23 protein-coding genes are annotated in these 23,876 nt (G+C 66.5%); 7 read left to right on the forward strand and 16 right to left on the reverse strand.

Features of this window, described 5'->3' with window-relative positions; all coding sequences use genetic code 11:
• Window positions 1-56: 56 nt before the first annotated feature.
• The 5 genes from rpsF (at window position 57) to ACYQ6W_RS18120 (ending at window position 3,403) form a co-directional block, all read left to right on the forward strand.
• Entirely contained in the window at window positions 57-533 is a 477-nt protein-coding gene (rpsF, locus tag ACYQ6W_RS18100) for a 30S ribosomal protein S6 (RefSeq protein WP_459677257.1), read from the forward strand.
• Between the two features lie 2 nt (window positions 534-535).
• Window positions 536-811 (forward strand): 30S ribosomal protein S18, encoded by a 276-nt coding sequence (gene rpsR, locus ACYQ6W_RS18105; RefSeq protein ID WP_459677258.1) that lies wholly within the window; start codon window positions 536-538, stop codon window positions 809-811.
• A 12-nt stretch (window positions 812-823) separates the two neighbouring features.
• Window positions 824-1,393, forward strand: coding sequence for a 50S ribosomal protein L9 (gene rplI, locus ACYQ6W_RS18110; protein WP_459677260.1), 570 nt, complete (start codon window positions 824-826; stop codon window positions 1,391-1,393).
• A 189-nt stretch (window positions 1,394-1,582) separates the two neighbouring features.
• On the forward strand, window positions 1,583-2,881 hold the full coding sequence (locus ACYQ6W_RS18115; RefSeq protein WP_459677261.1) for a class I SAM-dependent methyltransferase: 1,299 nt from the start codon (window positions 1,583-1,585) through the stop codon (window positions 2,879-2,881).
• Window positions 2,882-2,914: 33 nt separating this feature from the next.
• Window positions 2,915-3,403, forward strand: coding sequence for a hypothetical protein (locus ACYQ6W_RS18120; RefSeq protein ID WP_459677263.1), 489 nt, complete (start codon window positions 2,915-2,917; stop codon window positions 3,401-3,403).
• A gap of 8 nt (window positions 3,404-3,411) precedes the next feature.
• Here the strand turns inward: ACYQ6W_RS18120 and ACYQ6W_RS18125 are convergent, their stop codons facing one another.
• The 9 genes from ACYQ6W_RS18125 to ACYQ6W_RS18165 form a co-directional block, all read right to left on the reverse strand.
• Complete coding sequence (locus ACYQ6W_RS18125; RefSeq protein ID WP_459677264.1) at window positions 3,412-3,846, reverse strand: secondary thiamine-phosphate synthase enzyme YjbQ; 435 nt, start codon at window positions 3,844-3,846, stop codon at window positions 3,412-3,414.
• Window positions 3,846-4,871 carry an aldo/keto reductase gene (locus tag ACYQ6W_RS18130; RefSeq protein WP_459677266.1) on the reverse strand — a complete coding sequence of 342 codons (1,026 nt, stop codon included), beginning with the start codon at window positions 4,869-4,871 and terminating at the stop codon, window positions 3,846-3,848. The genes ACYQ6W_RS18125 and ACYQ6W_RS18130 overlap by 1 nt, the downstream gene beginning before the upstream one ends.
• A 27-nt stretch (window positions 4,872-4,898) precedes the next feature.
• Entirely contained in the window at window positions 4,899-5,666 is a 768-nt protein-coding gene (locus ACYQ6W_RS18135) for an SDR family NAD(P)-dependent oxidoreductase (protein ID WP_459677268.1), read from the reverse strand.
• Between the two features lie 32 nt (window positions 5,667-5,698).
• Window positions 5,699-6,256, reverse strand: coding sequence for a DUF3035 domain-containing protein (locus ACYQ6W_RS18140; protein ID WP_459677270.1), 558 nt, complete (start codon window positions 6,254-6,256; stop codon window positions 5,699-5,701).
• Window positions 6,257-6,280: 24 nt separating this feature from the next.
• A complete protein-coding gene (lspA, locus tag ACYQ6W_RS18145) occupies window positions 6,281-6,790 on the reverse strand; it encodes a signal peptidase II (RefSeq protein WP_459677272.1) in 510 nt (169 codons plus the stop codon).
• Window positions 6,791-6,794: 4 nt separating this feature from the next.
• The gene (ileS, locus tag ACYQ6W_RS18150; RefSeq protein WP_459677274.1) at window positions 6,795-9,608 is read right to left on the reverse strand and encodes an isoleucine--tRNA ligase; all 2,814 of its coding nucleotides are present in this window, start codon (window positions 9,606-9,608) and stop codon (window positions 6,795-6,797) included.
• A gap of 36 nt (window positions 9,609-9,644) precedes the next feature.
• On the reverse strand, window positions 9,645-10,175 hold the full coding sequence (locus ACYQ6W_RS18155; RefSeq protein WP_459677275.1) for a Fur family transcriptional regulator: 531 nt from the start codon (window positions 10,173-10,175) through the stop codon (window positions 9,645-9,647).
• Between the two features lie 55 nt (window positions 10,176-10,230).
• On the reverse strand, window positions 10,231-10,797 hold the full coding sequence (locus ACYQ6W_RS18160; RefSeq protein ID WP_459677277.1) for a hypothetical protein: 567 nt from the start codon (window positions 10,795-10,797) through the stop codon (window positions 10,231-10,233).
• A 554-nt stretch (window positions 10,798-11,351) separates the two neighbouring features.
• Complete coding sequence (locus ACYQ6W_RS18165) at window positions 11,352-12,446, reverse strand: Mrp/NBP35 family ATP-binding protein (RefSeq protein ID WP_459677279.1); 1,095 nt, start codon at window positions 12,444-12,446, stop codon at window positions 11,352-11,354.
• Window positions 12,447-12,608: 162 nt separating this feature from the next.
• Between ACYQ6W_RS18165 and ACYQ6W_RS18170 the strand changes: the two genes are divergently transcribed.
• Window positions 12,609-14,114 carry a trypsin-like peptidase domain-containing protein gene (locus tag ACYQ6W_RS18170; RefSeq protein ID WP_459677281.1) on the forward strand — a complete coding sequence of 502 codons (1,506 nt, stop codon included), beginning with the start codon at window positions 12,609-12,611 and terminating at the stop codon, window positions 14,112-14,114.
• A gap of 18 nt (window positions 14,115-14,132) precedes the next feature.
• Here the strand turns inward: ACYQ6W_RS18170 and ACYQ6W_RS18175 are convergent, their stop codons facing one another.
• Window positions 14,133-14,645, reverse strand: coding sequence for an HNH endonuclease (locus tag ACYQ6W_RS18175; RefSeq protein WP_459677344.1), 513 nt, complete (start codon window positions 14,643-14,645; stop codon window positions 14,133-14,135).
• A 294-nt stretch (window positions 14,646-14,939) separates the two neighbouring features.
• On the reverse strand, window positions 14,940-15,611 hold the full coding sequence (locus ACYQ6W_RS18180; protein WP_459677283.1) for an alpha/beta hydrolase: 672 nt from the start codon (window positions 15,609-15,611) through the stop codon (window positions 14,940-14,942).
• A gap of 50 nt (window positions 15,612-15,661) precedes the next feature.
• Between ACYQ6W_RS18180 and gluQRS the strand changes: the two genes are divergently transcribed.
• Window positions 15,662-16,528: a tRNA glutamyl-Q(34) synthetase GluQRS gene (gluQRS, locus tag ACYQ6W_RS18185; RefSeq protein ID WP_459677284.1), complete on the forward strand. Its 867-nt coding sequence runs from the start codon at window positions 15,662-15,664 to the stop codon at window positions 16,526-16,528.
• On the opposite strand, the gene ACYQ6W_RS18190 is transcribed toward gluQRS, so the two are convergent.
• The 5 genes from ACYQ6W_RS18190 to ACYQ6W_RS18210 all read right to left on the reverse strand — a co-directional run bounded on the left by ACYQ6W_RS18190 (window position 16,525) and on the right by ACYQ6W_RS18210 (window position 23,841).
• Window positions 16,525-17,217: a TVP38/TMEM64 family protein gene (locus ACYQ6W_RS18190; protein WP_459677286.1), complete on the reverse strand. Its 693-nt coding sequence runs from the start codon at window positions 17,215-17,217 to the stop codon at window positions 16,525-16,527. The two genes, gluQRS and ACYQ6W_RS18190, sit on opposite strands and share 4 nt — an antisense overlap.
• Window positions 17,214-18,083 (reverse strand): glycosyltransferase family 2 protein, encoded by an 870-nt coding sequence (locus ACYQ6W_RS18195; protein ID WP_459677288.1) that lies wholly within the window; start codon window positions 18,081-18,083, stop codon window positions 17,214-17,216. The genes ACYQ6W_RS18190 and ACYQ6W_RS18195 overlap by 4 nt, the downstream gene beginning before the upstream one ends.
• Window positions 18,084-18,202: 119 nt before the next feature.
• Window positions 18,203-20,884 (reverse strand): pyruvate, phosphate dikinase, encoded by a 2,682-nt coding sequence (ppdK, locus tag ACYQ6W_RS18200; protein WP_459677290.1) that lies wholly within the window; start codon window positions 20,882-20,884, stop codon window positions 18,203-18,205.
• A complete protein-coding gene (gene glyS, locus ACYQ6W_RS18205; RefSeq protein WP_459677292.1) occupies window positions 20,885-22,954 on the reverse strand; it encodes a glycine--tRNA ligase subunit beta in 2,070 nt (689 codons plus the stop codon). It lies immediately after the preceding gene.
• 5 nt (window positions 22,955-22,959) lie between these two features.
• A complete protein-coding gene (locus ACYQ6W_RS18210) occupies window positions 22,960-23,841 on the reverse strand; it encodes a glycine--tRNA ligase subunit alpha (RefSeq protein WP_459677294.1) in 882 nt (293 codons plus the stop codon).
• Between the last annotated feature and the right edge of the window lie 35 nt (window positions 23,842-23,876).

The following is a 23,876-nucleotide window of genomic DNA, read 5'->3' on the forward strand; positions in this document are numbered from 1 at the left end:
GTCCGGAGTTCCGGAATCACGGTTTTTCCCAGGCCGATACATCCGGAGGGACCCTTATGCCTTTGTATGAATGCGTCATTATCGGACGCAGCGAAATCACGCAGCAGCAGGTCGATACCCTGACTGATGGCGTCGTTGCCCAGGTCGAAACCGCAGCGGGCGAAGTCCGCAAGCGCGAATACTGGGGCCTGCGCAGCCTGGCCTATCGCATCAAGAAGAACCGTAAGGGCCATTACGTGCTCCTCGGTCTCGCGATCGACCCGACGGCCCTCGCCGAGGTCGAGCGCCAGCTGCGCCTCAACGAAGACGTGCTGCGCTTCATGACGATCCGCGTCGACGAGATCGACGAAGCTCCGTCCGCCGTTCTCGCCCGCAAGTCCGACGACCGCGGTTTCCGCGGCCCGAAGCCGGCCGGCCGGTTCGACAGCGGCCGCCGCCGCTATGACGACCGCGAAGAATTCCGCGCTCGCGAGGAATTCCGTGGTGGCCGTGACGAGGATGAGGACCGCAGCCGCGGTCAGGAGGAGGGCTGATCATGTCTGATTCGACCGAAATCAATCCGGCTGCCCGCCGCGCGGCCGTGGGCGCCCGCCGCCCCTTCTACCGCCGCAAGAAGTCCTGCCCCTTCTCCGGCCCGAACGCGCCGAAGATCGACTACAAGGACGTGCGCCTCCTGTCCCGCTTCCTGAGCGAGCGCGGCAAGATCGTGCCGTCCCGCATCACGGCGGTCTCCGCGCGCAAGCAGCGTGAACTGGCCCGGGCCATCAAGCGCGCGCGCTTCCTGGCGCTGCTGCCCTACGTTCTGCAGTAAGGAGAGCGACCCATGGCAGCCATCGAAGTCATCCTGCTCCAGCGCGTTCCCAAGCTGGGCCAGATGGGCGACCGCGTGCGCGTGAAGCCGGGCTATGCCCGCAACTTCCTGCTCCCGCAGAAGAAGGCGCTCCGCGCCACCAAGGAGAACGCGGCCCGTTTCGAAAACGAGCGCGTGCATCTCGAGGCGCAGAACCTGAAGCGTCGTGAGGAAGCTCAGCAGGTCGCCGAGCGCATCCAGGGCCTGACCGTGACGCTGATCCGCCAGGCCGGCGACAGCGGCAGCCTCTACGGCTCCGTCTCCAGCCGCGACATCGCGGAAGGTGCGACCGAGGGCGGTCTCTCCATCGATCGCAATCAGGTCGAACTCGATCATCCGATCAAGACGCTGGGCGTGCGCCGCGTGCGCGTCGTCCTGCATCCCGAGGTTGTGATCGAGATCACCGTCAACGTCGCCCGCTCCGTTGAAGAGGCTGAGAAGCAGCTTCGTGGTGAGGCGGTCGGCCGCGAGGCCGAAGAAGCAAACGACGTCGCCGCCGACATTTTTGGCACCGACGAAGCGGAAGAAGCCCCCGCCGCCTAAGCTGCGGAGGACGATGTCCCAACGAAAAGAGCCCGGCAGGCACCCCTGCCGGGCTCTTTTTGTTCATGGTCCTGCGATCCGGATTATGCGTGGCTTGCTTGCGTCCGAACCTTGGGCGCATTATCCGATTGGTAATGTGCAGCGGGTCTGGCTTCCGCCCGGCCGGCGTCGTGAGACGAGAGATTGGCAATGCGACAGATCCTGGACCGCCTTCTGAAACGGCTGATCAGAAAGGGCGGCTTGGTCGTCATCTGGCCAAACGGGGAAAAGACCAGTTACGGGCCGGACGTGACCGCTGCCACCACCATCAAGGTGACCGAGGAGCGTGCGATCCGCGCCATCGTCCTCAACCCCGGTCTCGCCATCGGCGAATGTTACATGGACGGCACGCTGGTGCCGGTCGATTGCTCGATCTACCAAGTGCTCGAGACGCTGCTGTCCAACCTCCAGATAGCCGGCATGGGCTCCGTGCCCATGATGAAGGCCCGCATGGTGCTCGGCACCATCTTCCGTCGCTTCAAGCAGCTCAACAACGCCGTCCGCTCCCGCCGCAACGTCGCACATCATTACGATCTCAACGGCCGCCTCTACAGCCTCTTCCTCGATCGCGACCGGCAGTATTCCTGCGCCTATTTCGCCCGTGGCGACGAGACGCTGGAGGAAGCGCAGCTCGCCAAGAAGCATCACATCGCCGCCAAGCTGAAGCTCGACCGGCCGGGGCTCTCGGTGCTCGACATCGGCTGCGGCTGGGGTGGCATGGCCCTGACTCTGGCCCGCGACTACGGGGCGCGCGTGACCGGCATCACCTTGTCGACCGAGCAATTGGCCGAAGCCCGGGCGCGGGCCGAGGCGGAGGGACTGTCCGACCGCGTGAAGTTCGAGCTCATCGACTATCGCGCGGTGCAGGAGCGGTTCGACCGTATCGTCTCCGTCGGCATGTTCGAGCATGTCGGCGTGAACCACTATGGTACGTATTTCAACATGGTGAAGCGCAGCCTGAAGGATGACGGCGTCGCGCTGATCCACACCATCGGCCGCCTGGACGGGCCGGGCACCACCAATCCCTGGATCGAGAAATACATCTTCCCGGGCGGCTACTCGCCCGCCCTGTCGGAGACCATGGCGGCGATCGAGCGCACCGGCCTGATCACCACCGACGTCGAGATCCTGCGCCTGCACTACGCCAAGACGCTGCGTGAGTGGCGCCGCCGCTTCGCCGCCAATCGCGATGCGATCCAGGCGCTGTATGACGAGCGTTTCTGCCGCATGTTCGAGTTCTACCTCGCGGGCTCGGAACTCGCCTTCCACTACCAGGAGCACGTGAACTTCCAGATCCAGCTGACCCGGCAGCTCGAGGCCGTGCCGCTGGCGCGGGACTACATCACGGAGACCGAGCATCGGATGATGAGCTCCGTGCCGCCGGACGCGAAGGCGGAGAGCTTCGTCCCGGCGGCGGCGATTGCGCCGAGCGACAGCGTTCCGGCCTGACGGGTCGGCGCCCCGGGCTTTGGACCTCGTCGCGTGAACGACGGCTGGCTGCTGGACTGGCTGGCCGGCCTGCTCCTGATCGTCAGCACGATCATGGTCCATGCGCTTGGCCTCGTGCTGATTGGGCTACGGCTGGAGGGGTGCATTGGCCGCATGACCCGTGATCGCGGCGGTCGGCAGCGCCGCTCGATTCTGCACGCGACGCTGCTTATCGGCGTCGCCGGTTGGCTTCTGGCCGTTCTTCATGGAATCGATGCGGGGATCTGGGCGATGGCCTATCGCCTCCTCGGCGCCATCACCTCCTTCCATGCGGCAGTACTCTATTCCGTGGACTGCATGGCGACCCTGGGCAACACGGGCGTCGCCGTGCGGAAGGAGTGGTCGCTGCTCGGCCCGCTCGAAGCTGCCAACGGCATGCTGCTCTTTGGCGTCAGTACGGCCTTTCTGTTCACCGTCATGGCGCGCATCTGGCAGAAGCTGCTCATTCCGGAAGCGGCATACGAGCAGCGCGACGCGCGGTGAAGCCCGCGCTATTCACCCATCAGATGCAGCACCACGGTCCGTCGATGCGGCCGGCTGCGATGCTCGAAGAGGAAGATGCCTTGCCAGGTGCCGAGCGCGAGGTGGCTTTCGACCAAAGGAATGGTGAGCTGAGGGCCGGTCAACAAAGTGCGGATGTGGGAAGGCATGTCGTCCGGCCCTTCCAGCGCGTGGATGTAGCGCGGCCCCCCTGGCTGGCCCCGGTCTTCCGGAACCAGCCGCTCGAAGGCTTCGGCGATATCCTCCAGCACCTCGGGGCTCGCATTCTCGGTGACGGCGAGCGACGCCGAGGTGTGGGCACACCAGAGCGTCAACAGGCCGGTCTCCATGCCCTGGGCGGCGACCCAGCTCTCCACGGCACCGGTCATCTCCGTCAGTCCTTTGCCGCGTGTTTGCAGCGAGAGACGATGGGTCGCCTGCTGCATCAGACGGGCGCCGGGTTCCGCTCGGTGAAACCGCACTGGTGCCAGTAGGGATAGGGCAGCGTGACCGCGCTCGCGGCATCCAGACGGGCGACTTGGTCGGGCGTCAGGTTCCAGCCGACGGCGCCGAGATTCTGGCGCAGCTGCTCCTCGTTGCGCGCGCCAACGATGACATTGGCGACCGTCGGGCGCTGCAGCAGCCAGTTGAGGGCAATCTGCGGGATCGTCTTGCCGGTCTCCTCGGCGATCGCGTCCATCGCCTCGACCACGCGATACACCTGCTCGTCCGGCACCGGCGGCCCCATGTCCGCCGTCTTGTGCAGGCGTGAGCCCGCTGGCAGCCGATGCCCGCGGCGAATCTTGCCGGTGAGACGGCCCCAGCCGAGCGGGCTCCAGACCACGGCACCCACGCCCTGGTCGAGACCGAGCGGCATCAGCTCCCACTCGTAGTCGCGGCCGATCAGGGAGTAGTAGGCCTGGTGCGCGACGTAGCGCGGCAGGTTGTATTTCTCGGCGACGGCGAGAGACTTCATCAGGTGCCAGCCCGAGAAGTTGGAGCAGCCGACGTAGCGGATCTTGCCGGCCCGCACGAGGTCGTCGAGGGTCGAGAGCGTCTCCTCGACGGGTGTCAGCGCATCGAAGCCGTGCAACTGGAAAAGGTCGATGCAGTCCGTGTCGAGGCGCTTGAGCGCTGCCTCCACCGAACGCGTGAGGTGGATGCGGGAGGAGCCAACGTCGTTCGCGCCGTCACCGGCCCGGAAGGTCGCCTTGGTCGAGATGAGAACCTTGTCACGCCGGCCGCGCAGAGCCTGTCCTAGAACCTCTTCTGCCGCGCCAGCCGAATAGATGTCGGCGCTGTCGAACATGTTGAGGCCGGCGTCGAGGCAGATGTCGATGAGGCGGCTGGCCTCCGCCACGTCGGTGGCGCCCCAGGCCTGGAAGAATTCCCCTTTGCCGCCGAAGGTGCCCGTGCCGAAGCTTAGAACGGGCACCATCAGGCCCGAACGTCCGAGCCGTCGCTGTTCCATCACCAACCTCCTGTGAGGGACAGGAGGTTAGCGCCATCCCCCGTCCACGATGAAATCCCGCCCTGTGACGAGCTGGCTGTCATCCGCCGCGAGCCACAGCACCATGCGGGCGACGTCGGCCGGATAAAGACGATCCGGAATGCATTGGCCGGCCGCGCGCTTGGCGTCCGCCTCCGGATTCATCCATAGCTTGAGCTGTCGCTCGGTCATGATCCAGCCGGGAAACACCATGTTCGCCCGGATGTGATGCGGCCCGAGGTCGCGCGCGAGGCTCAGCGTGAGGCCGATCACTGCTGATTTGGCGGCAGTGTAGGCGGCCATGCCGCCCTGGCCCAACAGGAAGCTGTTCGAGCTCATGTTGATGATCGAGCCGCCGCCGGCCGCGATCATGTCGTCCTTCACCGCCTGGGCGCAGAAGAACTGGTGGCGCAGATTGGTCGCCATCCGGTCGTCCCAATATTCCGGCGTCACCTCGTCGATGCTGTGCCGGTCATCGCGCGCGGCATTGTTGACGAGCACGGTGAAGCCGCCATCGAGTTCGTGGCGGAGCCCGGCAATCGCTTCGCGCACAGCCGGGATGTCGCGCAGATCGACCTTGCGAAACGCGACGGGGGCACCGGCGGGCTGACGGGCGACGAGTTCCGTCGCGGCCGCCTCATCGAGGTCGAGAAAGTCGACATGGGCCCCCTGATCGAGGAAATGCTCCACGATGGCGGCCCCGATGCCGGACGCACCACCGGTGACGAGCACCCGCCGGCCGGCAAGGCTCGGGTAACGCGCGAATTTGTCGCTCATTGGAAAGTCCCAGTCTCAGAGGATGCCGTGGCTCAGAAGATGCTCTCGAGCCAGTTGCCGAGCGGCCCGTGGTCCTTCTGCTTCACGAGCGGCGTGCTGCCAACGGCCGGGCTCTGGCCCAGCGCGGCATTTTTCTGCAGCCGCTGGCTTTCCTCCTTGGCATTGACGACGGCCGGCTTCTGGACCGCGCTGCCGAAGGGATTCATACGGTTGCCGAGCGTGCGGCTCTGCTGATCCTTCTCGCCCAGAGCATCGACTTCATTGCGGATGCCCGGCGATGCCGGTGGCCCTGCCTGCTGCAGGAAGTTCTGGTCGCCGGTGGTGGATGCCGGCCCGCTCGGGAGGGCGGCCGCGCCCATCATGGCCGTGGCGGCCTGCTGCGAGATCGCCACGTCCTGCGGCCGCGCGACACCCGGCGTCGGGGCGGGCAGCGCCTCTGCGGCCTGGTTCAGGTCGGGCGGCATGGCAAGCTGCGGCTGCGTCGTGACCTTGAATTCGTCCGGCGGGTCGCGCTGGAGACCGAGCGTCTGCATGGTACTGCTCGAGCAGCCGGCGATCATCAGGGGGGCCACAAGCAGCGCCCAGCGCATCGTCATAATCCTAGGCATCGTCCCTCAGCCGCGATGTTTCGCCCGGGCGGCAGCCGATTCCGGCCGCTCCGGCAACAGGTTATCGATGACCAGCGCCGCGACGCCACAGACGATCGCCGCATCGGCCAGGTTGAAGACATACCACGAATAGCCGAAGGCGTGCGCCTGGATGAAATCGACCACCGCGCCGTAATGCAGCCTGTCGGCCACGTTGCCAAGAGCTCCGCCTGCGATGGCACCGACGGGGATGGCGATGGCCAGGCGATTGGTGCGCAAAACCCAAAGCCCGAGCACGACGACGACGGCGACCGCGAAGACCGCGAGGCCGAGGTGAGCGAGGGTCGAGTTGCCGGTGAGCAGACCGAAGGTCACGCCGCGGTTCCAAACCATGGTGAAGTTCAGCACGGGCAGGATCACCACCTGGCCGATTTCCGGCAGGTTCAGCCCGTGCAGGATCCACCACTTGCTTGCCTGATCGGCGAGGAAGACGAGAATGGCCGCGAAGAGCCCGGCGAGCGCGATGCCTTTGCGCATGGGATCAGGCGGGCTCGCAGGCGTGCACGGCGTCGGTGCAGCGCAGGCAGAGCTTCGTCTCCGCATCCACCTCCGGCAGCACGCGCCAGCAGCGGGCGCATTTCTCGCCGGCAGCGACCGAGGCCTCCGCTGAGACCGCTTCGGCCGCGGCGAAACGCACCGAGGAGACGATCAGTGCATCCGCCCAGTCAGCCTCGCTCAGCAGGCGATCCTCACCCTCCGGGAAGCCGAGCGTCACGTCCGCCTGCAGCGACGCGCCGATCTGCCCGGCCTGGCGCATGGCTTCGAGCTTCGTCGTGCCGAGGCGGCGAACCTCACGCACCCGCGCCCACTTCTCGGCGAGCGCGGTGTCATGCCAAGCGGCGGGCAGGGTGGGGAACAGCTGCCTGTGCACGCTCGTCTCCGTGCCGAAGCGAGTCTGCCAGGCCTCCTCGGCCGTGAAGACCAGCACAGGCGCCAGCCAGGTGCTGAGGCAGCGATGCAGTTGATCGAGCACCGTCCGCACCGCACGACGGCGGATGCTGTCGGGCCGGTCGCAGTAGAGCGCGTCCTTGCGGATGTCGAAGTAATAAGCGGAAAGGTCGGTTGCGCAGAAGTGGTGGATGGCGGGATAGACGCCGGTCCAGTCGTGGCTTTCGACCGCGCGGCGCAGCTCGGCGTCCAGCTCCGTCAACCGGTGCAGAACCCAGCGTTCGAGTTCCGGCAATTCGGTGTGGGGTAGTGTTTCCGTGTCCTCGAAGCCGTCGAGACTGCCCAGCAGCCAGCGCAACGTGTTGCGCAGGCGACGATAGAGTTCGCCCTGCTGCTTCAGGATTTCCGGACCGATGCTGAGATCGTCGCGCGCGTCCGAGGACATGACCCAGAGACGCAGGATGTCGGCGCCGTATTTGTCGATGACGTCCTGGGGCTCCACGCCGTTGCCGAGCGACTTCGACATCTTGCGGCCCTGCTCGTCGACGATGAAGCCGTGCGTCAGCACCGCCTTGAAGGGGGCGCGGCCGCGCGTGCCGACGGCTTCGAGCAGAGAGGAATGGAACCAGCCGCGATGCTGGTCCGAGCCTTCGAGGTAGAGGTCGGCCGGCCAGGGAAGGCCGCGGGCTTCCAGCACGAAGGCATGGGTGGACCCGCTCTCGAACCAGACGTCGACGATGTCGCGCACCTGCTCGTATTGGTTGGCATCGTATTCGTTGCCCAGGAAATCGGCGGCGGGGCGGGCGTACCAGGCGTCCGCACCCTCGCTCTGGAAGATGTCCACGACGCGCGCCATGACCTTCGGATCGCGCAGCGGCTCGCCCGTGCGGCGATCGACGAAGATTGCGATCGGGACGCCCCAGGCGCGCTGGCGGCTGACGCACCAGTCCGGCCGCCCGGCGACCATGCTGCCGATTCGATTGCGGCCTTGATCCGGGATGAACTTCGTCTCGGCGATGGCGGCCAGCGCTTTGCCCCGGATGTCTTCCGGCCCGTCCATGCGGATGAACCATTGCGGCGTCGCGCGATAGATCACCGGCGCCTTGGACCGCCAGGAATGCGGATAGGAATGGACGAGGGTATTCCGGTGCAGCAGCGCTCCCGCCGTCTCGAGAGCGCTGCAGACCGGATCGGCCGCCTTGAAGACGTGCAGCCCGGCGAAGAGCGGCACCCATTGGTTGTAGGTGCCATCGTCACCGACCGTGTCCGGCACCTCGAGCCCATGGGCGCGGCCGAGGATGAAATCGTCCTCGCCATGGGTCGGCGCCGTGTGGACGAAGCCGGTGCCGGCCTCCGTCGTCACGTATTCGGCGGGCAGCATCGGGACGTCGTAGTCATAGCCTTGGCCGCGCCAGGGATGGGCGGTGATGGTACCGGCCAGTGCCTCGCCCTTGAAGGTGGCGAGGCGCGCATGGCCGAGGATCCCGGTTTCCTTGGTAAAGCCCTCGAGCAAGGCCTCCGCGACCAGCAGATGCTCGCCCGCCTTCGCGCGTGCGCCTTCCGCCGTCTCCGTCACTTCGATCAGCGCGTAGTCGATCTCCGGCCCATAGGCGATGGCGCGATTACCCGGCATGGTCCAGGGCGTCGTCGTCCAGATGACGACCGAGGCGCCGGCGATGGCGGCCGGGCCGCCGGAGACCACCGGGAACCGCACCCAGATCGTGACGCTCTTATGGTCATGGTATTCAATCTCGGCTTCGGCCAGCGCCGTCTTCTCGACCGGGCTCCACATGACCGGGCGCAAGCCCCGGTAGAGCGCACCGTTGAGTAGGAAGCGCCCGATCTCCTGAGCAATCGCCGCTTCCGAGGCGAAGTCCATCGTCGCGTAACGGTCGGCCCAATCACCCATCACCCCGAGACGCTTGAACTCCTCCCGCTGCACGGCGAGCCATTTCTCAGCATAGGCGCGGCATTCGGCGCGGAACTGCAGGACCGGGATCTCGTCCTTGTTGCGGCCGGCCTTGCGATGCGCTTCCTCGACCTTCCATTCGATCGGCAGGCCATGGCAGTCCCAGCCGGGGATGTAATTGGCGTCGAAGCCGGCCATCTGATGGGCGCGGTTGATCGCGTCCTTCAGCACCTTGTTCAGCGCATGACCGAGATGGAGGTTGCCGTTCGCATAAGGCGGCCCGTCATGCAGGATGAAGGGTGTGCGGCCTTTTGACTCTGCGCGAATGCTTTCCCAGAGCTTATCCCGTTCCCAAGCGGCCAACATGCCCGGCTCGCGCTTCGGCAGGTCGCCCTTCATCAGGAAGGGCGTGCGCGGCAGGAAGACCGTCTTGCGGTAGTCGGGGGCCGCGTCCTTCGAGGCGGAGGCGGCTTCGGCCTGGGTCACAGTGTCGTTCATGGCGCCGGTATGGCCGAAATCGGGGGCGAAGGCGAATCAGGAAACGTCCGGCCGGCTTTGATTTTCGGCCGTGGCTGCCGCGCAATCCGCGCAGATGCCTTCGATCTCGACGGTCGCACTCGCGGGGCGGAAGCCGGCCGCAGCTGCGGCCGCTTCGATGGCTCCCCGGGTGCTGTCGTCGGTGATTTCGAAGGCGCGGCGGCATTGGGTGCAGATGAGGAACTGCAGCGCCTCCAGCCCATGATGGGCGTGGTCAGCGCCGTCGTGACCATGGCTTTCCAGCAGATGGGAGCAGCCGACGAAGGCCGAGAGCCGTTCGATGCGATGCACCAGCCCCTGGGCCGTGAGGAAATCGAGCGCCCGGTACACGGTGGGCGGTGCGGCCGGCTTCCCGTCTTGCCGCATCCGATCCAGCAGGTCGTAGGCACCGGTGGGATGCGGATTCTCGAGAATGAGGCCGAGGATCGTGCGGCGCTGCTCGGTCAGCTTCTGGCCGCGGCGCAGGCAAAGCCCCGCCGCCTCGTCCAAGAGCAGTTCGGTTTCCGGCGTGAAGGCGGGCGCGGCCATGGGTGTGTTTGCGCGGGCGCCGGCGCCGCCGTCAACCGGCGGCGTCCGCGGCCCGTCAGCGCGCCTTCCGCTTCCGGGTGGCAGCCGCGGTGCGCTGGGCGCGGAAGCTCGGCAGCCACCACTCGATGGGCTTGTCCTCTTCCTGGTCCGCCGGCTCTTCGTGCTCGGCTTCCGCGACCGCCAGCTCAGGCTCCACCATGATGGTCCGCGCCTTGCGGCGCCCCGGGCGGCGCGGCGAGATGGTTTCAGCTTCACCGAAGAGGTCGACGACCGGCTTCGCCGGTGCGGCCGTGGCCGCTTCCAGTTCCGCGATGCGGCGCTCGGCCATCGACAGCGCGAGTGCGGTTTCCGCGGCCCGGGTTTCGGCACGCTTGCGGGCCTCCACTTCGGCTACGCGCATCGTTTCGCCCTGGGCGCGCTGCGCACGTTCCTCGTTCAGCTTCTCTTCGCAGGCGATTTCCAGATGCGCGAGCTTCGTCTTGAGGGACTGGATGGAAAGGTTCGCTTCTTCCAGCGCGCGCTCGGCGCGCGCACGGGCGGTTTTCTCTTCGCGTAGCTCGGCAGTCAGGCTGGCGACGCGGCTTTCTCCGCCGGCATCGGCCTCGCGCGTGCGGCCGAGCATGACGACCTGCACGTCCCCGTCCTGCGCAAAGCGCCTCCGCGGGCGCGGCTGGTCATGCGAGACGGGTAGAGGCGATGGGGCGCTCCCGCCATGGGCCGGGCCGCCGCTCGCTGGCCGGTTGCCGAGGCCAAGGGCTGCGCGCATCCGCGCCTCTGTCGCGTCGATGGCCTCATTGGGTCGTTCGAGAGACAGCTTGTCGATATTAAGCTTCTGGGAGCGCATTATTACTCTGTCGATGTATGAACCACGACGACGAAAATCGCCGCAATCGGCTGGATCGCGTGACAGATTTGTAATGTCTCAGCGATTTGGCTTTGCGCGATGTCATCGATTCCTTGACTCTTTACTTGTAGCGAATTGCGCTGGAATGCAAGGGCGCTCTTTGAAAAAGATCCAAATCGTCAAGATGACGACGGGCGAGGACAGGAGAAGCGCAGACAGGAATGCAGCCTCGGTGTCCTCGTCCCAAGTCTTTTTTAAAAATAGTGCCGGCCGTCCCTGATTTTTCCTGAACCTCTACTCGGCCGGCCCGCAAAGTAAAATCGTAATGAAACTTAAACGGATGCGTGGCCTTCGGCAGCGAGGTGGGAGGCGAGCGTCGCGGCAATGGCGGTGAAGGCTTGCCCTGCCGCACTCTCCGGTGCGGCCGCGACCACCGGCGTACCCGCATCCGACAAGCTGCGGATATCCGCGAGCAAGGGAACTTCGCCGAGAAAAGCCTGGCCCAGCTTGGCCGCTTCCGCCCGCGCGCCGCCATGGCCGAAAATCTCGCTGCGGTGGCCGCAATTCGGGCAGCAGAAGTAGCTCATGTTCTCGACGACGCCGAGAACCGGGATCTCGACCTTGTCGAACATGCGGACGGCGCGACGCGCGTCGATGAGGGCAATGTCCTGCGGCGTCGAGACCACGACCGCACCCGTGACCTTCACCCGCTGGGCGAGGGTGAGCTGGATGTCACCCGTGCCCGGGGGCAGGTCGACCACCAAGACGTCGAGCGTGCCCCATTCCACTTGATTGAGGAACTGCTGGACGGCGCCCATGATCATCGGGCCACGCCAGATGACGGCATTGTCCTCTTCCACCAGGAAGCCCATGGACATGGCTGCGAGACCCCAGGCCTGCACCGGGATCAGCCGGTTCTCCCGCACCTCCGGCCTGCCGCTCTTCCCCAGCATGCGCGGTAGGCTGGGGCCATAGATATCGGCATCCATCAAGCCGACGCGCAGGCCTCGGCGGGCGAGGGCCACCGCGAGATTGACCGAGACCGTGGATTTGCCGACGCCACCTTTTCCTGAGGCGACGGCGATGACATGGGCGACGCCAGGCAGGGGTTCGGGGCGCGGCGCCGGCGGCCGTGCGGCGGGGGCAGGAGGCTCGCTCGGCGCCGTCGGGCGGTGCGCAGTCAGCACAACCTTCGCATTTCGCACGCCGGGCAGCCGGCCGATCGCCGCTTCCACGGCCCGGCGTGCCGGCTCGATCGCCGAGGCCCGTTCCCGTTCGACGAGAAGGGAGACCTGCACCAGACCGTCGCGCGCCAGCACGCCATCGAGTTGCGCGCCACCCAAGACCTCGCCCGTACGATCCTCGCTCTGAAAGTCCTGCACCAAGCGGCGCACCGCTTCGGCCAGGGCCTCGTCTTTGTCTGCCATCTCGCTCGTTCCTGCGTTCTGGGCCTTCGGTTCCGGCGAGCGCTCCGAGGAGCGGTGCGGCGCCTGCCGAGGCCAGCCTTCGCCGCGCTTGTCGTGGCGCGCTCGCACGCGCACAATCCTTCCTCAGACGGTCCCTGTCCATCGGATGAGTGACGATCCCCCATGCGTGCCCTGCTGCTTGCCTCTGTCATGAGCCTTCTCTGCACTGTGCCGGCGCTCGCGCTGGGGCATGAAACGCCGTCCGGTTTCGCCGATCTCGCGGCCACGCTGCTGCCCTCCGTCGTCAATGTCGCCAGCACGCAGCCCGCTTCGTCCGACTCGGGTGGCGGCGATCAGGCGGAGGGGGATGGCAACGGCGGCGCTGTCTCCCCACAGGCCGAAGGCGGCCTTACCCAGCCGCCGCACGCCGATCTCTCCGGGCCGCCCATCGACAAGAGCTTCCAGCAGTTCCTGCACAGCTCCGAGGGGCCAGGCAGCCCGGATGTGACGACTGGCGGCGACCAGATGCAGAGTCTTGGTTCAGGATTCATCGTCGATCCGTCCGGCCTCATCGTCACCAACAACCATGTGATCGACGGTGCTCACAGCATCAGCGTGATCCTGTCGGATGGCACCTCCCTCGCCGCGACCCTGGTGGGTCGCGACACGCAGGACGACATTGCGCTGCTGCGCGTCCATGCCTCGCATCCGCTGCCCGCGGTGCATTTCGGCTCTTCCCGCCATGCGCGGATCGGCGACTGGGTGATTGCCATCGGCAATCCCTATGGCCTCGGCGGCACGGTGACGGCCGGCATCATCTCGGCCCGCGGGCGGGACCTGCAGGAGGATGGATCAACCGATTACATCCAGACGGATGCGGCCATCAATCGCGGCAATTCCGGCGGACCGCTCTTCGACATGCAGGGCGACGTCATCGGCATCAACACGGCAATTTATTCCCCCTCGGGCGGTTCGGTCGGGATCGGCTTCGCCATTCCCTCCGACGAGGTGGCGGCGGTCGTGGAACAGCTTCGCCGCTTCGGCAAGCCGCGGCGCGGCTGGATTGGGGTGCAGGTGATGGGGGTGACGCCCGACATCGCGCGCGCCCTCAAACTGCCGGACACGGCGGGAGCGGTGGTGGCGACGGTCGCCCCAGGGAGCCCCGCGGCCTCGGCGCATCTCGCGCCGGGAGACGTTATTCTCGATTTCGATGGCCACCCCGTGGCGAGCATGAAGAGCCTGCCGCGGCTCGTCCAGGAAAGCCCGGTCGGCGACGCCGTGACCGTGGATTACTGGCGGAACGGTGCCGCGGTGACGGCGGATCTCGAGGTCGCGGACGAGCCGGCGCAGCCCGGGCCGGCCGCCGCACCACCCAAGCCCCCGGCTGAATCGCAGCCCGTCGCAGCGCTCGGCCTCACGCTCTCCGAGGTGACGCCGGCGCTCCGCAGCAAGTTCAGCCTGTCGAGCAGTGCCGGCGTCGTCATCACCGCCGTCGCGCCTGGCAGTGCTGCGGCGCGCCAGGGGCTGACGGCGGGGGACGTGATCCTGCAGATGGATGGGACGCCGGTGGCGCATGTGCAGGACGTGACCGGGCAGATCGCCGCCGCGCGCCATGCACGACGAGGCGTGGTTCTGCTCTTGGTGCAAGGCGCGGATGCAAGTGCTTGGGTGAGCCTTGCCACGGGCTGAGGCCAGGAAGCCAGGTCGCTAGGCTTCCAGGTCCGAATCCCAGTAGAGGAAATCGAGCCAGGTCTTGTGCAGGTTTTCACGGGTCGCGTGGCGCTTGGCAAAATCGTCGATCTGGTGCGGCGAGGGTTCGTAAGGCTCGCGCAACAGACGAAGCCCGCTTTCCCGCAAGGACTTGCTGCCTTTGAAAAGATTGTCCCGCTGGCAGCAGGTCACGACATTGTGCCAGACGGTGGTGCCGCCGCGGCAGCGCGGAATGACGTGGTCGAAGGTTAATTCCTTGGCCGAGAGGGTTTCGCCGCAATACTGGCAGCGGAAACCGTCGCGCAGGAAGACGTGGTAGCGGGTGAACGCCACGTGCTTGCGCTTGTGATAGCGCTTGAGCGCGACGACCGAGGGGATGGGGAAGGATTGGTTGGCCGAATGAACTTCGGCCTCGTAGTTGATGACCGGGCTCACCCGGTCTTGAAGCACGGCGACCAAGGCATCCTGCCACGGCCAGACGGAGAGGGGGCCCCAGCTGAGCGGTTGCATATCCGCATTCAGCACGAGGGTCTGGAGACCGGCAGGATTCTGGCTCACCGGACGCCTCGCCGACAGTGTTCGGGTCGGTCCGGGGCAATGCCCCGGAGCCAGCGCAAGGTCAGGCAGTAAGCCATAGCCGATCGCCGCTCCTTCTTCGGAGCAACCAGATCTGGTTAGGAAACCGGAGGGAGCCTAACCAAATCTGGTGCGCCGCTGAATTCCTAGTACGACTATTGCAAAGCATCATCGGCTCGGCAAGCGTAGCTCGCATTCTGTCATGCCGGATTCATGAAGCTCCGCGTATCAGGTGCCGGAAAAGACGCGCTCGAGCATCCGGGCGCCAGCGGCAAGGCCTGCCTCGTCGATCGCATGACCGAGCCCCGGGATCGGCAGGAATTCCACCGGCACCGCCAGGCTCCGCAGTTGCTTCTCTGCCATCCGTGAAAATTCGGCGGGAACGACATCGTCCCGCTCCCCATGCACGAGCAGAACCGGGGCGGTATTGGCGATTTCCTCCGCCAAGCGCTCGGGTCCCAGAAGGATTCCGGCATAAGCCAGGATCGCCCGTGGCGGCGTCAGGCGCCGCAGGCCCGTGAAGAGAGACATCATGGCGCCTTGGCTGAAGCCGAGGAGGGCATAATCCTGCGGCGCAATCTTATGCTCGACGAGGCTTTCGTCGATGAAGCGGTCGAGGGCGGGCGCGCCCTGCCGCAGCCCGGCTTCCATGGTAGTCGGCCGCCAGTCGCCCAGGCTGAACCACTGCCGGGCATGGCGGCCTTCCTCGGGCGAGACGAGATCGCAGGGCTCCGGCGCGTCTGGGGCGAGGAAGAGCGCATGAGGCAGCGCCTCAGCGAAGCTCTGCGCGATCGGGATGAGGTCCGCGCCACTGGCCCCGAGTCCATGGACGATGATCACGAGTTGCTGCGGCGCACCGCCTGCGGCCGGGCCGAAACGGCGAGCTGTCAGATGAGCCATGATCGTCTCCCGTGTGCGTCGAGGCAGGCGGATGCTACAGCAGAGGCGCCGTGAACCCGAATCCCGCCCCGCCCGCCGCCGTCGTGACCCGCTTCGCGCCCAGCCCGACGGGCTATCTTCATCTTGGCCATGCCCATGCCGCACGGATCGCCTGGCAGCGCGCTCGGGAGGCGGGTGGCCGCTTTCTGCTGCGCATCGAGAACATCGACGCGACGCGGGCGCGGCCGGAATACGAGGCGGCGATCCTGGAGGATCTGCGTTGGCTCGGCCTCGACTGGGACGAGCCGGTGCGCCGCCAGCAGGAGCATCTGACGGAGTACGCGGCGGTGCTGGATGCGCTGCGGGCGCGCGGCTTGCTCTACCCCTGCTTCTGCACCCGGGCCGATATCGCCCGGGAAGTCGCGGCCTCGGGCCAGGCACCGCACGGGCCGGACGGCCTCTTGTACCCCGGCACCTGTGCCTATCTCCCGGCAGAGGTGGCAGCAGCGCGGATCGCGACGGGCGAAGCCCATGCCTGGCGCTTGCGCACCGCCCGTGCCACGGCGGAGGTGGGACCGCTGAGCTACGATGAAGAAGGGCACGGGCGCGTCTCCTGCGACCCATGCGCCTTCGGCGATGTGGTTCTGGCGCGGAAGGACTGCCCGGGCAGCTATCACCTCTGTGTCTGCCACGACGATGCGCGGCAAGGAGTGACGGTGGTGACGCGGGGCGAGGAATTGCGCAGGGCAACCGACCTGCATCGCCTCATCCAAACGCTGATGGGCTGGCCGGCGCCCTCGTATGCACATCACGCCCTGCTCACGGATTCGGCGGGGCGGAAGCTCTCCAAGCGGGAGGGGGCGCTGTCTCTGAAGGTGATGCGCGAGGCGGGGATGAGCCCGGCGGAGGCCTTCCGCCGGGCGGGGATCGTCTTCTAGGCGGGCTGTGCCACGCTCTTCCAGCGCCGCATGAGCAGCAGGCCGAGCCCGGCCGAGAGCAGGAAGAGAACGATGGCGAGGCCGATCTGCACGCCATGCGAGACCTGGACGCCGCTGCCGAGCAGCGCGAAGACCAGGGTCTGCGGCACATAGCCGAGGGCAGAGGCGGTGAGGAAGGCCGGCGCGCTAACGGAGGACAGGCCCGCCAGGAGGCTGAGGGCCACGTTATTGCCCACCGGCAGCAGCCGCAGGGTCAGAGAAGCGGTGAAGGGATGGGCGGAGAGCCGCGCATCCAGCCGGGCCAGCCGCTGGCCGAGCCGGGCCTGAACCCAGTCCCGGGCAATGGCACGTGCCCAGAAGAAGTCCAACACGCAGCCGAGGATCTGGGCCACCATAGCGACGATGAGCCCGACCTTGAGGCCGAAGGCATAGCCGGCGGCGAAGGCCACCGCCTGGCGCGGCAGGCCCGCGGCCGTCAGCAGCGCGCCACCGAGGGCTAGGATGATCTCCCCCTCGAAGCCATGACCCATCACATAATGGGCGAAAATGCCCCCCTTCACCCCGCCCGCAAGGGTCTTCAGCACGACCCCGGCCAGCAGCAGGCCGAGTGCCAGGCCAAGCGGTTTGACGAACAGCCGCCAGCTTTCCTGCGGCCGGCGCAGGCTGGTGTCCGAGGACAGCGCGCTCATGGGCTGAGGCCCCCGGGCAGTTCGACCGCGCCGCTCCGCGCATCGAGCGAGGCATCGGCCGAGCGGCGCTCGATCGCGGCCAGCGGCGGCTCGATGATCGGGCCGTCGATCTGCGGGCCGCGCCAGCGGCGCTGCAGCCAATACATGCCGATGAGGTCGACGATGCCGACCTTCAGACGCTGCCAGTTGTTGTAGTTGGACTGGCCTTCGAGGCGCGGACGGTGATTGACGGCAACCGAGATGACCCGGCCGCCCTGACGAATGAAGAGCGCCGGTAGGAAGCGGTGCATGTGGTCGAAATGCGGAATTTCGAGGAAAGCATCTCGGCGGAAGACCTTGAGGCCGCAGCCCGTGTCCGGCGTCGCATCCTTCAGCACGGCGGCGCGCACCTTGTTCGCGATCCGCGAGCCATAGCGCTTGGCCGAGGTATCCCGTCGCTTCTGCCGCCATCCCGCGATGAGGATGGGGCCGCCGCCCTGGCGCTCTTCGGTCTGGGCGCGTGCCAGCATTTCGGGGATGCTCGCCGGGTCGTTCTGTCCGTCGCCATCCAGAGTCGCGATCCAGGTGCCGCGCGCATGCTTGACGCCGGTGATGACGCCAGCACTCTGGCCGCAGCTCGCCTTGTGGCGGATGATGCGGAGCGGCGCGCCTTCGGCCAGGGCCTGGCGCAGACGCTGCGGCGTCTCGTCCGTGCTGCCGTCATCGACATAGACGATTTCGTGCGGAATGCCGGTGAGGGCGGCGCGAATCTCGCCGATCAGCGGCAGGATATTGGGCGCCTCGTTGCGCACCGGCACGACGACCGAGATCAACGGATGGCCTCCGTGCTGCGGCGACGGAGAAGCCAAGGACAGCGCCTCGCTCATGAACGGCTCCTTGCGAATGCCTCGGATATCGGGTGGGTCTTCGTTTTGACGACCCACCCGTCCGATGTCATCAGCAAGCACCTAAGAAATGGTCAGAAAATGGCCGTCTTCGCCATCATTCAGGCAGTGCGGCCTTTCTTTCCGGCGACGGCAGCCTGCGCGGCCGCGAGACGGGCGACCGGCACGCGGTAGGGTGAGCAGGACACATAATCGAGACCGGCTTCCTGACAGAAGGTGATCGAGGCCGGATCGCCGCCATGCTCGCCGCAGATGCCGAGTTTCAGACCCGCCTTGGTCTTGCGGCCCTTCTCGGCCGCAATCTCGATCAGCAGGCCGACGCCTTCGCGGTCCAGAGTCACGAACGGGTCCTTCTCGTAGATGCCGCTCTCGACGTATTTCGGCAGGAACTTGCCGGCATCGTCACGCGACAGGCCGTAGACCGTCTGCGTCAGGTCATTGGTCCCGAAGCTGAAGAAATCGGCGGTTTCCGCTATCCGGTCGGCGAGCAACGCCGCGCGCGGCAGTTCGATCATGGTGCCGACCTGATAGTCGAGCGTGCGGCCGCGGGCGGCGAAGACCGCCTGGGCCGTGCGGTCGATCAGCTGGCGGGCCAGTTCGAGTTCGCGCGGCGCCCCGACGAGCGGCACCATGATCTCGGGCACCGGCGCTGCACCGGTCTCCTTGGCCACCGTGATGGCGGCTTCGAAGATCGCCTGCGCCTGCATCTCGTAGATCTCGGGGTAGCTGATGCCGAGGCGCACGCCGCGATGACCGAGCATCGGGTTGGCTTCCGCGAGATCGGAGACCCGGCGCTGCATGGTGGCCAGATCGACACCGAGAACGGAGGCGATCTCCATCAACTCCTGGTCACCATGCGGCAGGAATTCGTGCAGCGGGGGATCGAGCAGGCGGATGGTGACCGGCTGGCCGGCCATGATGCGGAAGAGGGCGACGAAATCCTCGCGCTGGAAGGGTAGCAGCTTTTCGACTGCCGCCCGGCGGCCTTCCTCGTCGGACGCCATGATCATCTGGCGCACGGCGCCGATGCGCGCCGGGTCGAAGAACATGTGTTCGGTGCGGCAGAGGCCGATGCCTTCGGCGCCGAACTTGCGGGCCGTCTCCGCATCGAGCGGGGTCTCGGCATTGCAGCGGACCTTGAGGCTGCGGATCGCGTCCGCCCATTCCATCATAGTGCTGAAATGGCCGGAGACCTTCGGCTCGATCATCGGCACATAGCCGAGGAAAACCTCGCCGGTGGCGCCGTCGATGGTGATGGCTTCGCCGGCGCGCACCAGCTTGCCACCCGCCGAGAGCGTCTGCGCGCCGTAGTCGACGGCGATGCCGCCGGCCCCGGACACGCAGGGCCGGCCCATGCCACGAGCGACGACCGCTGCATGGCTCGTCATGCCGCCGCGCGTCGTCAGAATGCCGCGGGCCGCGTGCATGCCGTGAATGTCTTCGGGCGAGGTCTCGATGCGCACGAGGATGACTGCCTCACCCTTCTGAGCCCGCATTTCGGCTTCGTCGGCAGAGAAGACGACGAGGCCGGAGGCGGCGCCCGGAGAGGCGGGAAGACCGCGCGACACGAGATCGCGCTTCGCATGCGGATCGAGCATCGGATGCAGTAGCTGGTCGAGGGCGGCCGGATTGATGCGCATCAGCGCTTGCTCACGCGTGATGAGACCGGCTTCCGCCATCTCCACGGCGATGCGCATGGCGGCCGTCGCCGTCCGTTTGCCGTTGCGAGTCTGCAGCATGTAGAGCTTGTTGCTCTGCACGGTGAACTCGATGTCCTGCATATCCTTGTAGTGGTTTTCCAAGGTCTCGCGGACACGCAGGAGTTCGGCGAAGGCCTCTGGCAGCGCCTCTTCCATGCTCACTTCGCCGGGCTTGGCGCGGTCGCGCCGCAGCGGCTGAGGCGTGCGGATGCCAGCGACGACATCCTCGCCCTGGGCGTTGATCAGGTATTCGCCGTAGAAGAGGTTTTCGCCGGTGGACGGATCACGCGTGAAGCAGACGCCGGTGGCGCAATCGCTGCCCATGTTGCCGAAGACCATGGCCTGAACGTTGACCGCGGTACCCCAATCGGCCGGGATTTCATGCAGACGGCGATAGGTGATGGCGCGTTGGTTCATCCAGCTGCCGAAGACGGCGCCGATAGCGCTCCACAGCTGTTCCTGCGGCGCCTGCGGGAAGGGCTTGCCCGTCTCAGTTTCCACGAGAGTCTTGTATTCCTCGACGACCGTTTGCCACTGCTCAGCGGTCAGACCCGTGTCTTCGACCACGCCGGCGTCGATCTTTGCCTGGTCGATGATCTCTTCGAAACGGTGATGGTCGACACCGAGGACGACGCTACCGAACATCTGGATGAAGCGGCGGTAGCTGTCCCAGGCGAAGCGGGCGTCGCCGGAGGCGGTGGCGAGACCGCGCACCGTCTCGTCGTTCAGGCCGAGGTTGAGCACGGTATCCATCATGCCCGGCATGGAGACACGCGCGCCGGAGCGGACGGAGACCAGAAGGGGTTTCGTCGCATCGCCGAAGGTGAGGCCCACCGCCTGCTCGACCCGGGCGAGGGCCTCGGCCACCTGGTTTTCGAGGTCTGCCGGATACTGACGGCCGTTCGCGTAGAAGGCCGTGCAGACGTCGGTGGTGATGGTAAAGCCCGGCGGCACCGGCAGGCCGATGCTGGCCATCTCTGCCAAGTTGGCACCTTTGCCGCCGAGCAGGTTGCGCATGTCTGCGCGCCCCTCGTTCGACCCGGCTCCGAAATTATAAACCCACTTCGTCGTCACGGCATTCATTCAGACGGCTCCCGTAGTTTCCAGCCTGGAGAAGTCGGCGGCTCGATCCGTGAGCGACCGTAGCCGCTTCAGAAGCTGGAGGCGATTATTTCTTAAGCCGGGCTCGTCTGCATTAACCGTGACTGTCTCAAAGAAGAGATCCACAATAGATCGCATTCCAGACAATTGTGTCATGGCTTCGGAGAAATTCTCTTCAGCGAGAGCTTTTGTGACGTTTGTTTCTGTCTCGTTCAGTGCTTGCACGAGAGCGCGTTCTGCTTCCTCGACCAGAAGAGCGGGGTCGATCTGCGCTTCCGGAAGCGGGGACTTCTTCTCCTCGATCCGCAGGATGTTGGCCGCACGCCGGTAGGCGGCGAGGAGGTCCGCGCCCTCCTGCGTGCCGAGTAGCGATTCGACCGCATCGGCGCGGGCGAGGAGGCGGGTCAAATCATCGTCATTGGCAGCAGCGAAGGCGGCCGCCAGCACGTCATGCCGCCGGCCCTCTGCGCGGAGCTGGACGCGCAGCCGCTCGACGATGAAGGAGAGAACCTCCTCGTTTGGGTCATCCTGGAAGAAGCCGCTGAAGGCGGCGCGGGCTTCGGCGAGCAGCGGACGCAGTGGCAGGCGCAGCCCGTTCTCGCGGATGATCCGGATGATGCCGAGGGCAGCGCGACGCAGGGCATAGGGGTCACCCGAGCCGCTGGGCTTTTCGCCGATGCCGAAGAAGCCGACCAGGATTTCGATCTTTTCGGCCAGCGCGACGGCGATGGAGACCGGCGCGGTCGGCACCGCGTCCGAGGGGCCTTTCGGCTGGTAATGCTCGCGGATCGCCGCGGCGACGGCGGGGCTTTCGCCATCATGGGCCGCGTAATAGCCGCCCATGATGCCCTGCAACTCGGGGAACTCGCCGACCATCCCAGTGGTGAGATCGGCTTTCGCCAGTTCTGCGGCACGGGCTGCCTCTGCCGGATTGGCGCCAATCGCTTGCGCGATGACGGGGGCGAGCGCCTGGAGACGCGCCACGCGTTCGAGCTGCGTGCCGAGCTTGGCGTGGAAGGTGACCTTCTCGAGCGCCGGTACGCGGGAGGCGAGGCTGTGCGCCCGGTCCAGATCCCAGAAATGGCGCGCGTCGGACAGGCGCGCGCGCAGCACGCGCTCATTGCCGTGGATGATCGCCTCTCCGCCATCGGGCGCCACGATATTGGCGGCGAAGACGAAGGCCGGGGCAGGGGCACCTGCCGCATCCGTCAGGGCGAAATAGCGCTGGTTCACCCGCATGGAAACTTGGCGGACTTCCGGCGGCAGGCTCATGAAATCATCATCGATGCGGCCGAGCAGAGCGACCGGCCATTCGACGAGGCCTGCGACCTCGTCCAGCAGCCCCTCGTCCGGCACCACCTGGTAGCCGGCCTCTGCGGCGCGGGCCGCGATGCCTTCGGCGACGCGCGCGCGACGGGTTTGCGCATCCGCCAGCACATGGGCGGTTTCCAGCTTGGCGAGGTAGTCGGCCGCACCGCTCACGCGAATGGTGCCGGGCGACAGGAAGCGATGGCCTTCGGTCTGATCGCCGCTGCACAGACCATGGCCGTCATCCTCACCCTGCGCGAGGTCGAAGGGCACGACGGTGCCGTCGAGCAGGCAGAGAATGCGGCGCAGGGGTCGGACCCAAGTGAACTGGCTCGTGCCGCCCCAGCGCTGGGATTTTGGCCAGGGGAAGCGGCGCAGGAGGCCGGGCATCGCCTCGGCCACCAAGGCCGCCGCCGGGCGACCCGGAATGGTCTTTTCCAGAAGATAATAGCCGCCTTCCTCGCGCAGATCGGCGCGATCGGCAGCGTGCTTGCGCAGGAAGCCGGCAAGCGCCTGCTCCGGCGCGCCGAGCTTCGGGCCGCGTTCGCTGAGGGTGGAGGCGGGCACTTCCGCGGCCATCTCCGCCGTCCAGCTGATGCGGCGGGGTCCGTAGAAGCTGCGCACTGCCGTGGGTTTGAGGGAGGCCAGGGCCTCGCCCATCAACCGGGCCAGCGTCTCCGCGGCCTGCGCCTGCATGCGGGCGGGGATTTCTTCCGAGAAGAGTTCGAGCAGAAGTTCGGCCATGGGTGTTACTCCTGCTCTCCGGCAAGCCAGGCTTCACAGCAGCCGCGGGCGAGGGTGCGGACGCGGCCGATATAGGCGGCGCGTTCCGTCACGCTGATGACGCCGCGGGCATCCAGCAGATTGAAGAGGTGGCTCGCCTTGATGCACTGATCATAGGCCGGCTGCGCGAGGCGCGCGTCCAGCAGCGACTGGCACTCCTTCTCCGCATCGACGAAGTGGCGCGCCAGCATCTCTGTATTGGCGACTTCGAAGTTGTGGCGGCTGTAATCGACCTCCGCCCGCTTGAAGACATCGCCATAGGTCACGCCCTGGCCGTTGAAATCGAGGTCGTAGACGTTCTCGATCCCCTGCACATACATGGCCAGACGTTCCAGCCCGTAGGTCAGTTCCATGCTGGGCAGGGCGCAGGGGATGCCCCCGACCTGCTGGAAATAGGTGAACTGGGTCACTTCCATGCCATCGCACCAGACTTCCCAGCCGAGACCCCAGGCGCCGAGCGTCGGGCTTTCCCAGTCGTCTTCGACGAAGCGGATGTCGTGGCGGGCAAGGTCGATGCCGATCGCTTCATAGGAGCCAAGGAGGAGGGCCTGCGCATCGGCCGGGCTCGGCTTCATCAGCACCTGGTACTGATAATAATGCTGGAGTCGGTTCGGGTTCTCGCCATAGCGCCCATCGGTCGGGCGGCGGCTGGGCTGCACATAGGCCGCCTTCCAGGGCCGGGTGCCGAGGGCGCGCAGCGTGGTGGCGGGATGGAAGGTGCCGGCGCCGACCTCCATGTCGTAGGGCTGCAGGATCACGCAGCCTTTGTCGGACCAGTATTCGTGCAGCTTCAGGATGATGCCCTGGAAGCTCAGGGGCTTGTGCGGTTTCTCGGAACTCGTGTTCATGGCGTCGCCCAAGGCTCGGGAAGGGGGCTTTCCAT

Source organism: Acidisoma sp. 7E03, assembly GCF_054665075.1.

Excerpts from the sequence above, each read along its gene's own strand:
- rpsF (WP_459677257.1), top strand. The coding sequence starts at position 57 with ATGCCTTTGTATGAATGCGTCATTATCGGACGCAGCGAAATCACGCAG.
- rpsR (WP_459677258.1), top strand. The coding sequence starts at position 536 with ATGTCTGATTCGACCGAAATCAATCCGGCTGCCCGCCGCGCGGCCGTG.
- rplI (WP_459677260.1), top strand. The coding sequence starts at position 824 with ATGGCAGCCATCGAAGTCATCCTGCTCCAGCGCGTTCCCAAGCTGGGC.
- ACYQ6W_RS18115 (WP_459677261.1), top strand. The coding sequence starts at position 1,583 with ATGCGACAGATCCTGGACCGCCTTCTGAAACGGCTGATCAGAAAGGGC.
- ACYQ6W_RS18125 (WP_459677264.1), bottom strand. The coding sequence starts at position 3,846 with ATGCAGCAGGCGACCCATCGTCTCTCGCTGCAAACACGCGGCAAAGGA.
- ACYQ6W_RS18130 (WP_459677266.1), bottom strand. The coding sequence starts at position 4,871 with ATGGAACAGCGACGGCTCGGACGTTCGGGCCTGATGGTGCCCGTTCTA.
- ACYQ6W_RS18135 (WP_459677268.1), bottom strand. The coding sequence starts at position 5,666 with ATGAGCGACAAATTCGCGCGTTACCCGAGCCTTGCCGGCCGGCGGGTG.
- ACYQ6W_RS18140 (WP_459677270.1), bottom strand. The coding sequence starts at position 6,256 with ATGCGCTGGGCGCTGCTTGTGGCCCCCCTGATGATCGCCGGCTGCTCG.
- lspA (WP_459677272.1), bottom strand. The coding sequence starts at position 6,790 with ATGCGCAAAGGCATCGCGCTCGCCGGGCTCTTCGCGGCCATTCTCGTC.
- ileS (WP_459677274.1), bottom strand. The coding sequence starts at position 9,608 with ATGAACGACACTGTGACCCAGGCCGAAGCCGCCTCCGCCTCGAAGGAC.
- ACYQ6W_RS18155 (WP_459677275.1), bottom strand. The coding sequence starts at position 10,175 with ATGGCCGCGCCCGCCTTCACGCCGGAAACCGAACTGCTCTTGGACGAG.
- ACYQ6W_RS18160 (WP_459677277.1), bottom strand. The coding sequence starts at position 10,797 with ATGCTCGGCCGCACGCGCGAGGCCGATGCCGGCGGAGAAAGCCGCGTC.
- ACYQ6W_RS18165 (WP_459677279.1), bottom strand. The coding sequence starts at position 12,446 with ATGGCAGACAAAGACGAGGCCCTGGCCGAAGCGGTGCGCCGCTTGGTG.
- ACYQ6W_RS18170 (WP_459677281.1), top strand. The coding sequence starts at position 12,609 with ATGCGTGCCCTGCTGCTTGCCTCTGTCATGAGCCTTCTCTGCACTGTG.
- ACYQ6W_RS18175 (WP_459677344.1), bottom strand. The coding sequence starts at position 14,645 with ATGCAACCGCTCAGCTGGGGCCCCCTCTCCGTCTGGCCGTGGCAGGAT.
- ACYQ6W_RS18180 (WP_459677283.1), bottom strand. The coding sequence starts at position 15,611 with ATGGCTCATCTGACAGCTCGCCGTTTCGGCCCGGCCGCAGGCGGTGCG.
- ACYQ6W_RS18190 (WP_459677286.1), bottom strand. The coding sequence starts at position 17,217 with ATGAGCGCGCTGTCCTCGGACACCAGCCTGCGCCGGCCGCAGGAAAGC.
- ACYQ6W_RS18195 (WP_459677288.1), bottom strand. The coding sequence starts at position 18,083 with ATGAGCGAGGCGCTGTCCTTGGCTTCTCCGTCGCCGCAGCACGGAGGC.
- ppdK (WP_459677290.1), bottom strand. The coding sequence starts at position 20,884 with ATGAATGCCGTGACGACGAAGTGGGTTTATAATTTCGGAGCCGGGTCG.
- glyS (WP_459677292.1), bottom strand. The coding sequence starts at position 22,954 with ATGGCCGAACTTCTGCTCGAACTCTTCTCGGAAGAAATCCCCGCCCGC.
- ACYQ6W_RS18210 (WP_459677294.1), bottom strand. The coding sequence starts at position 23,841 with ATGAACACGAGTTCCGAGAAACCGCACAAGCCCCTGAGCTTCCAGGGC.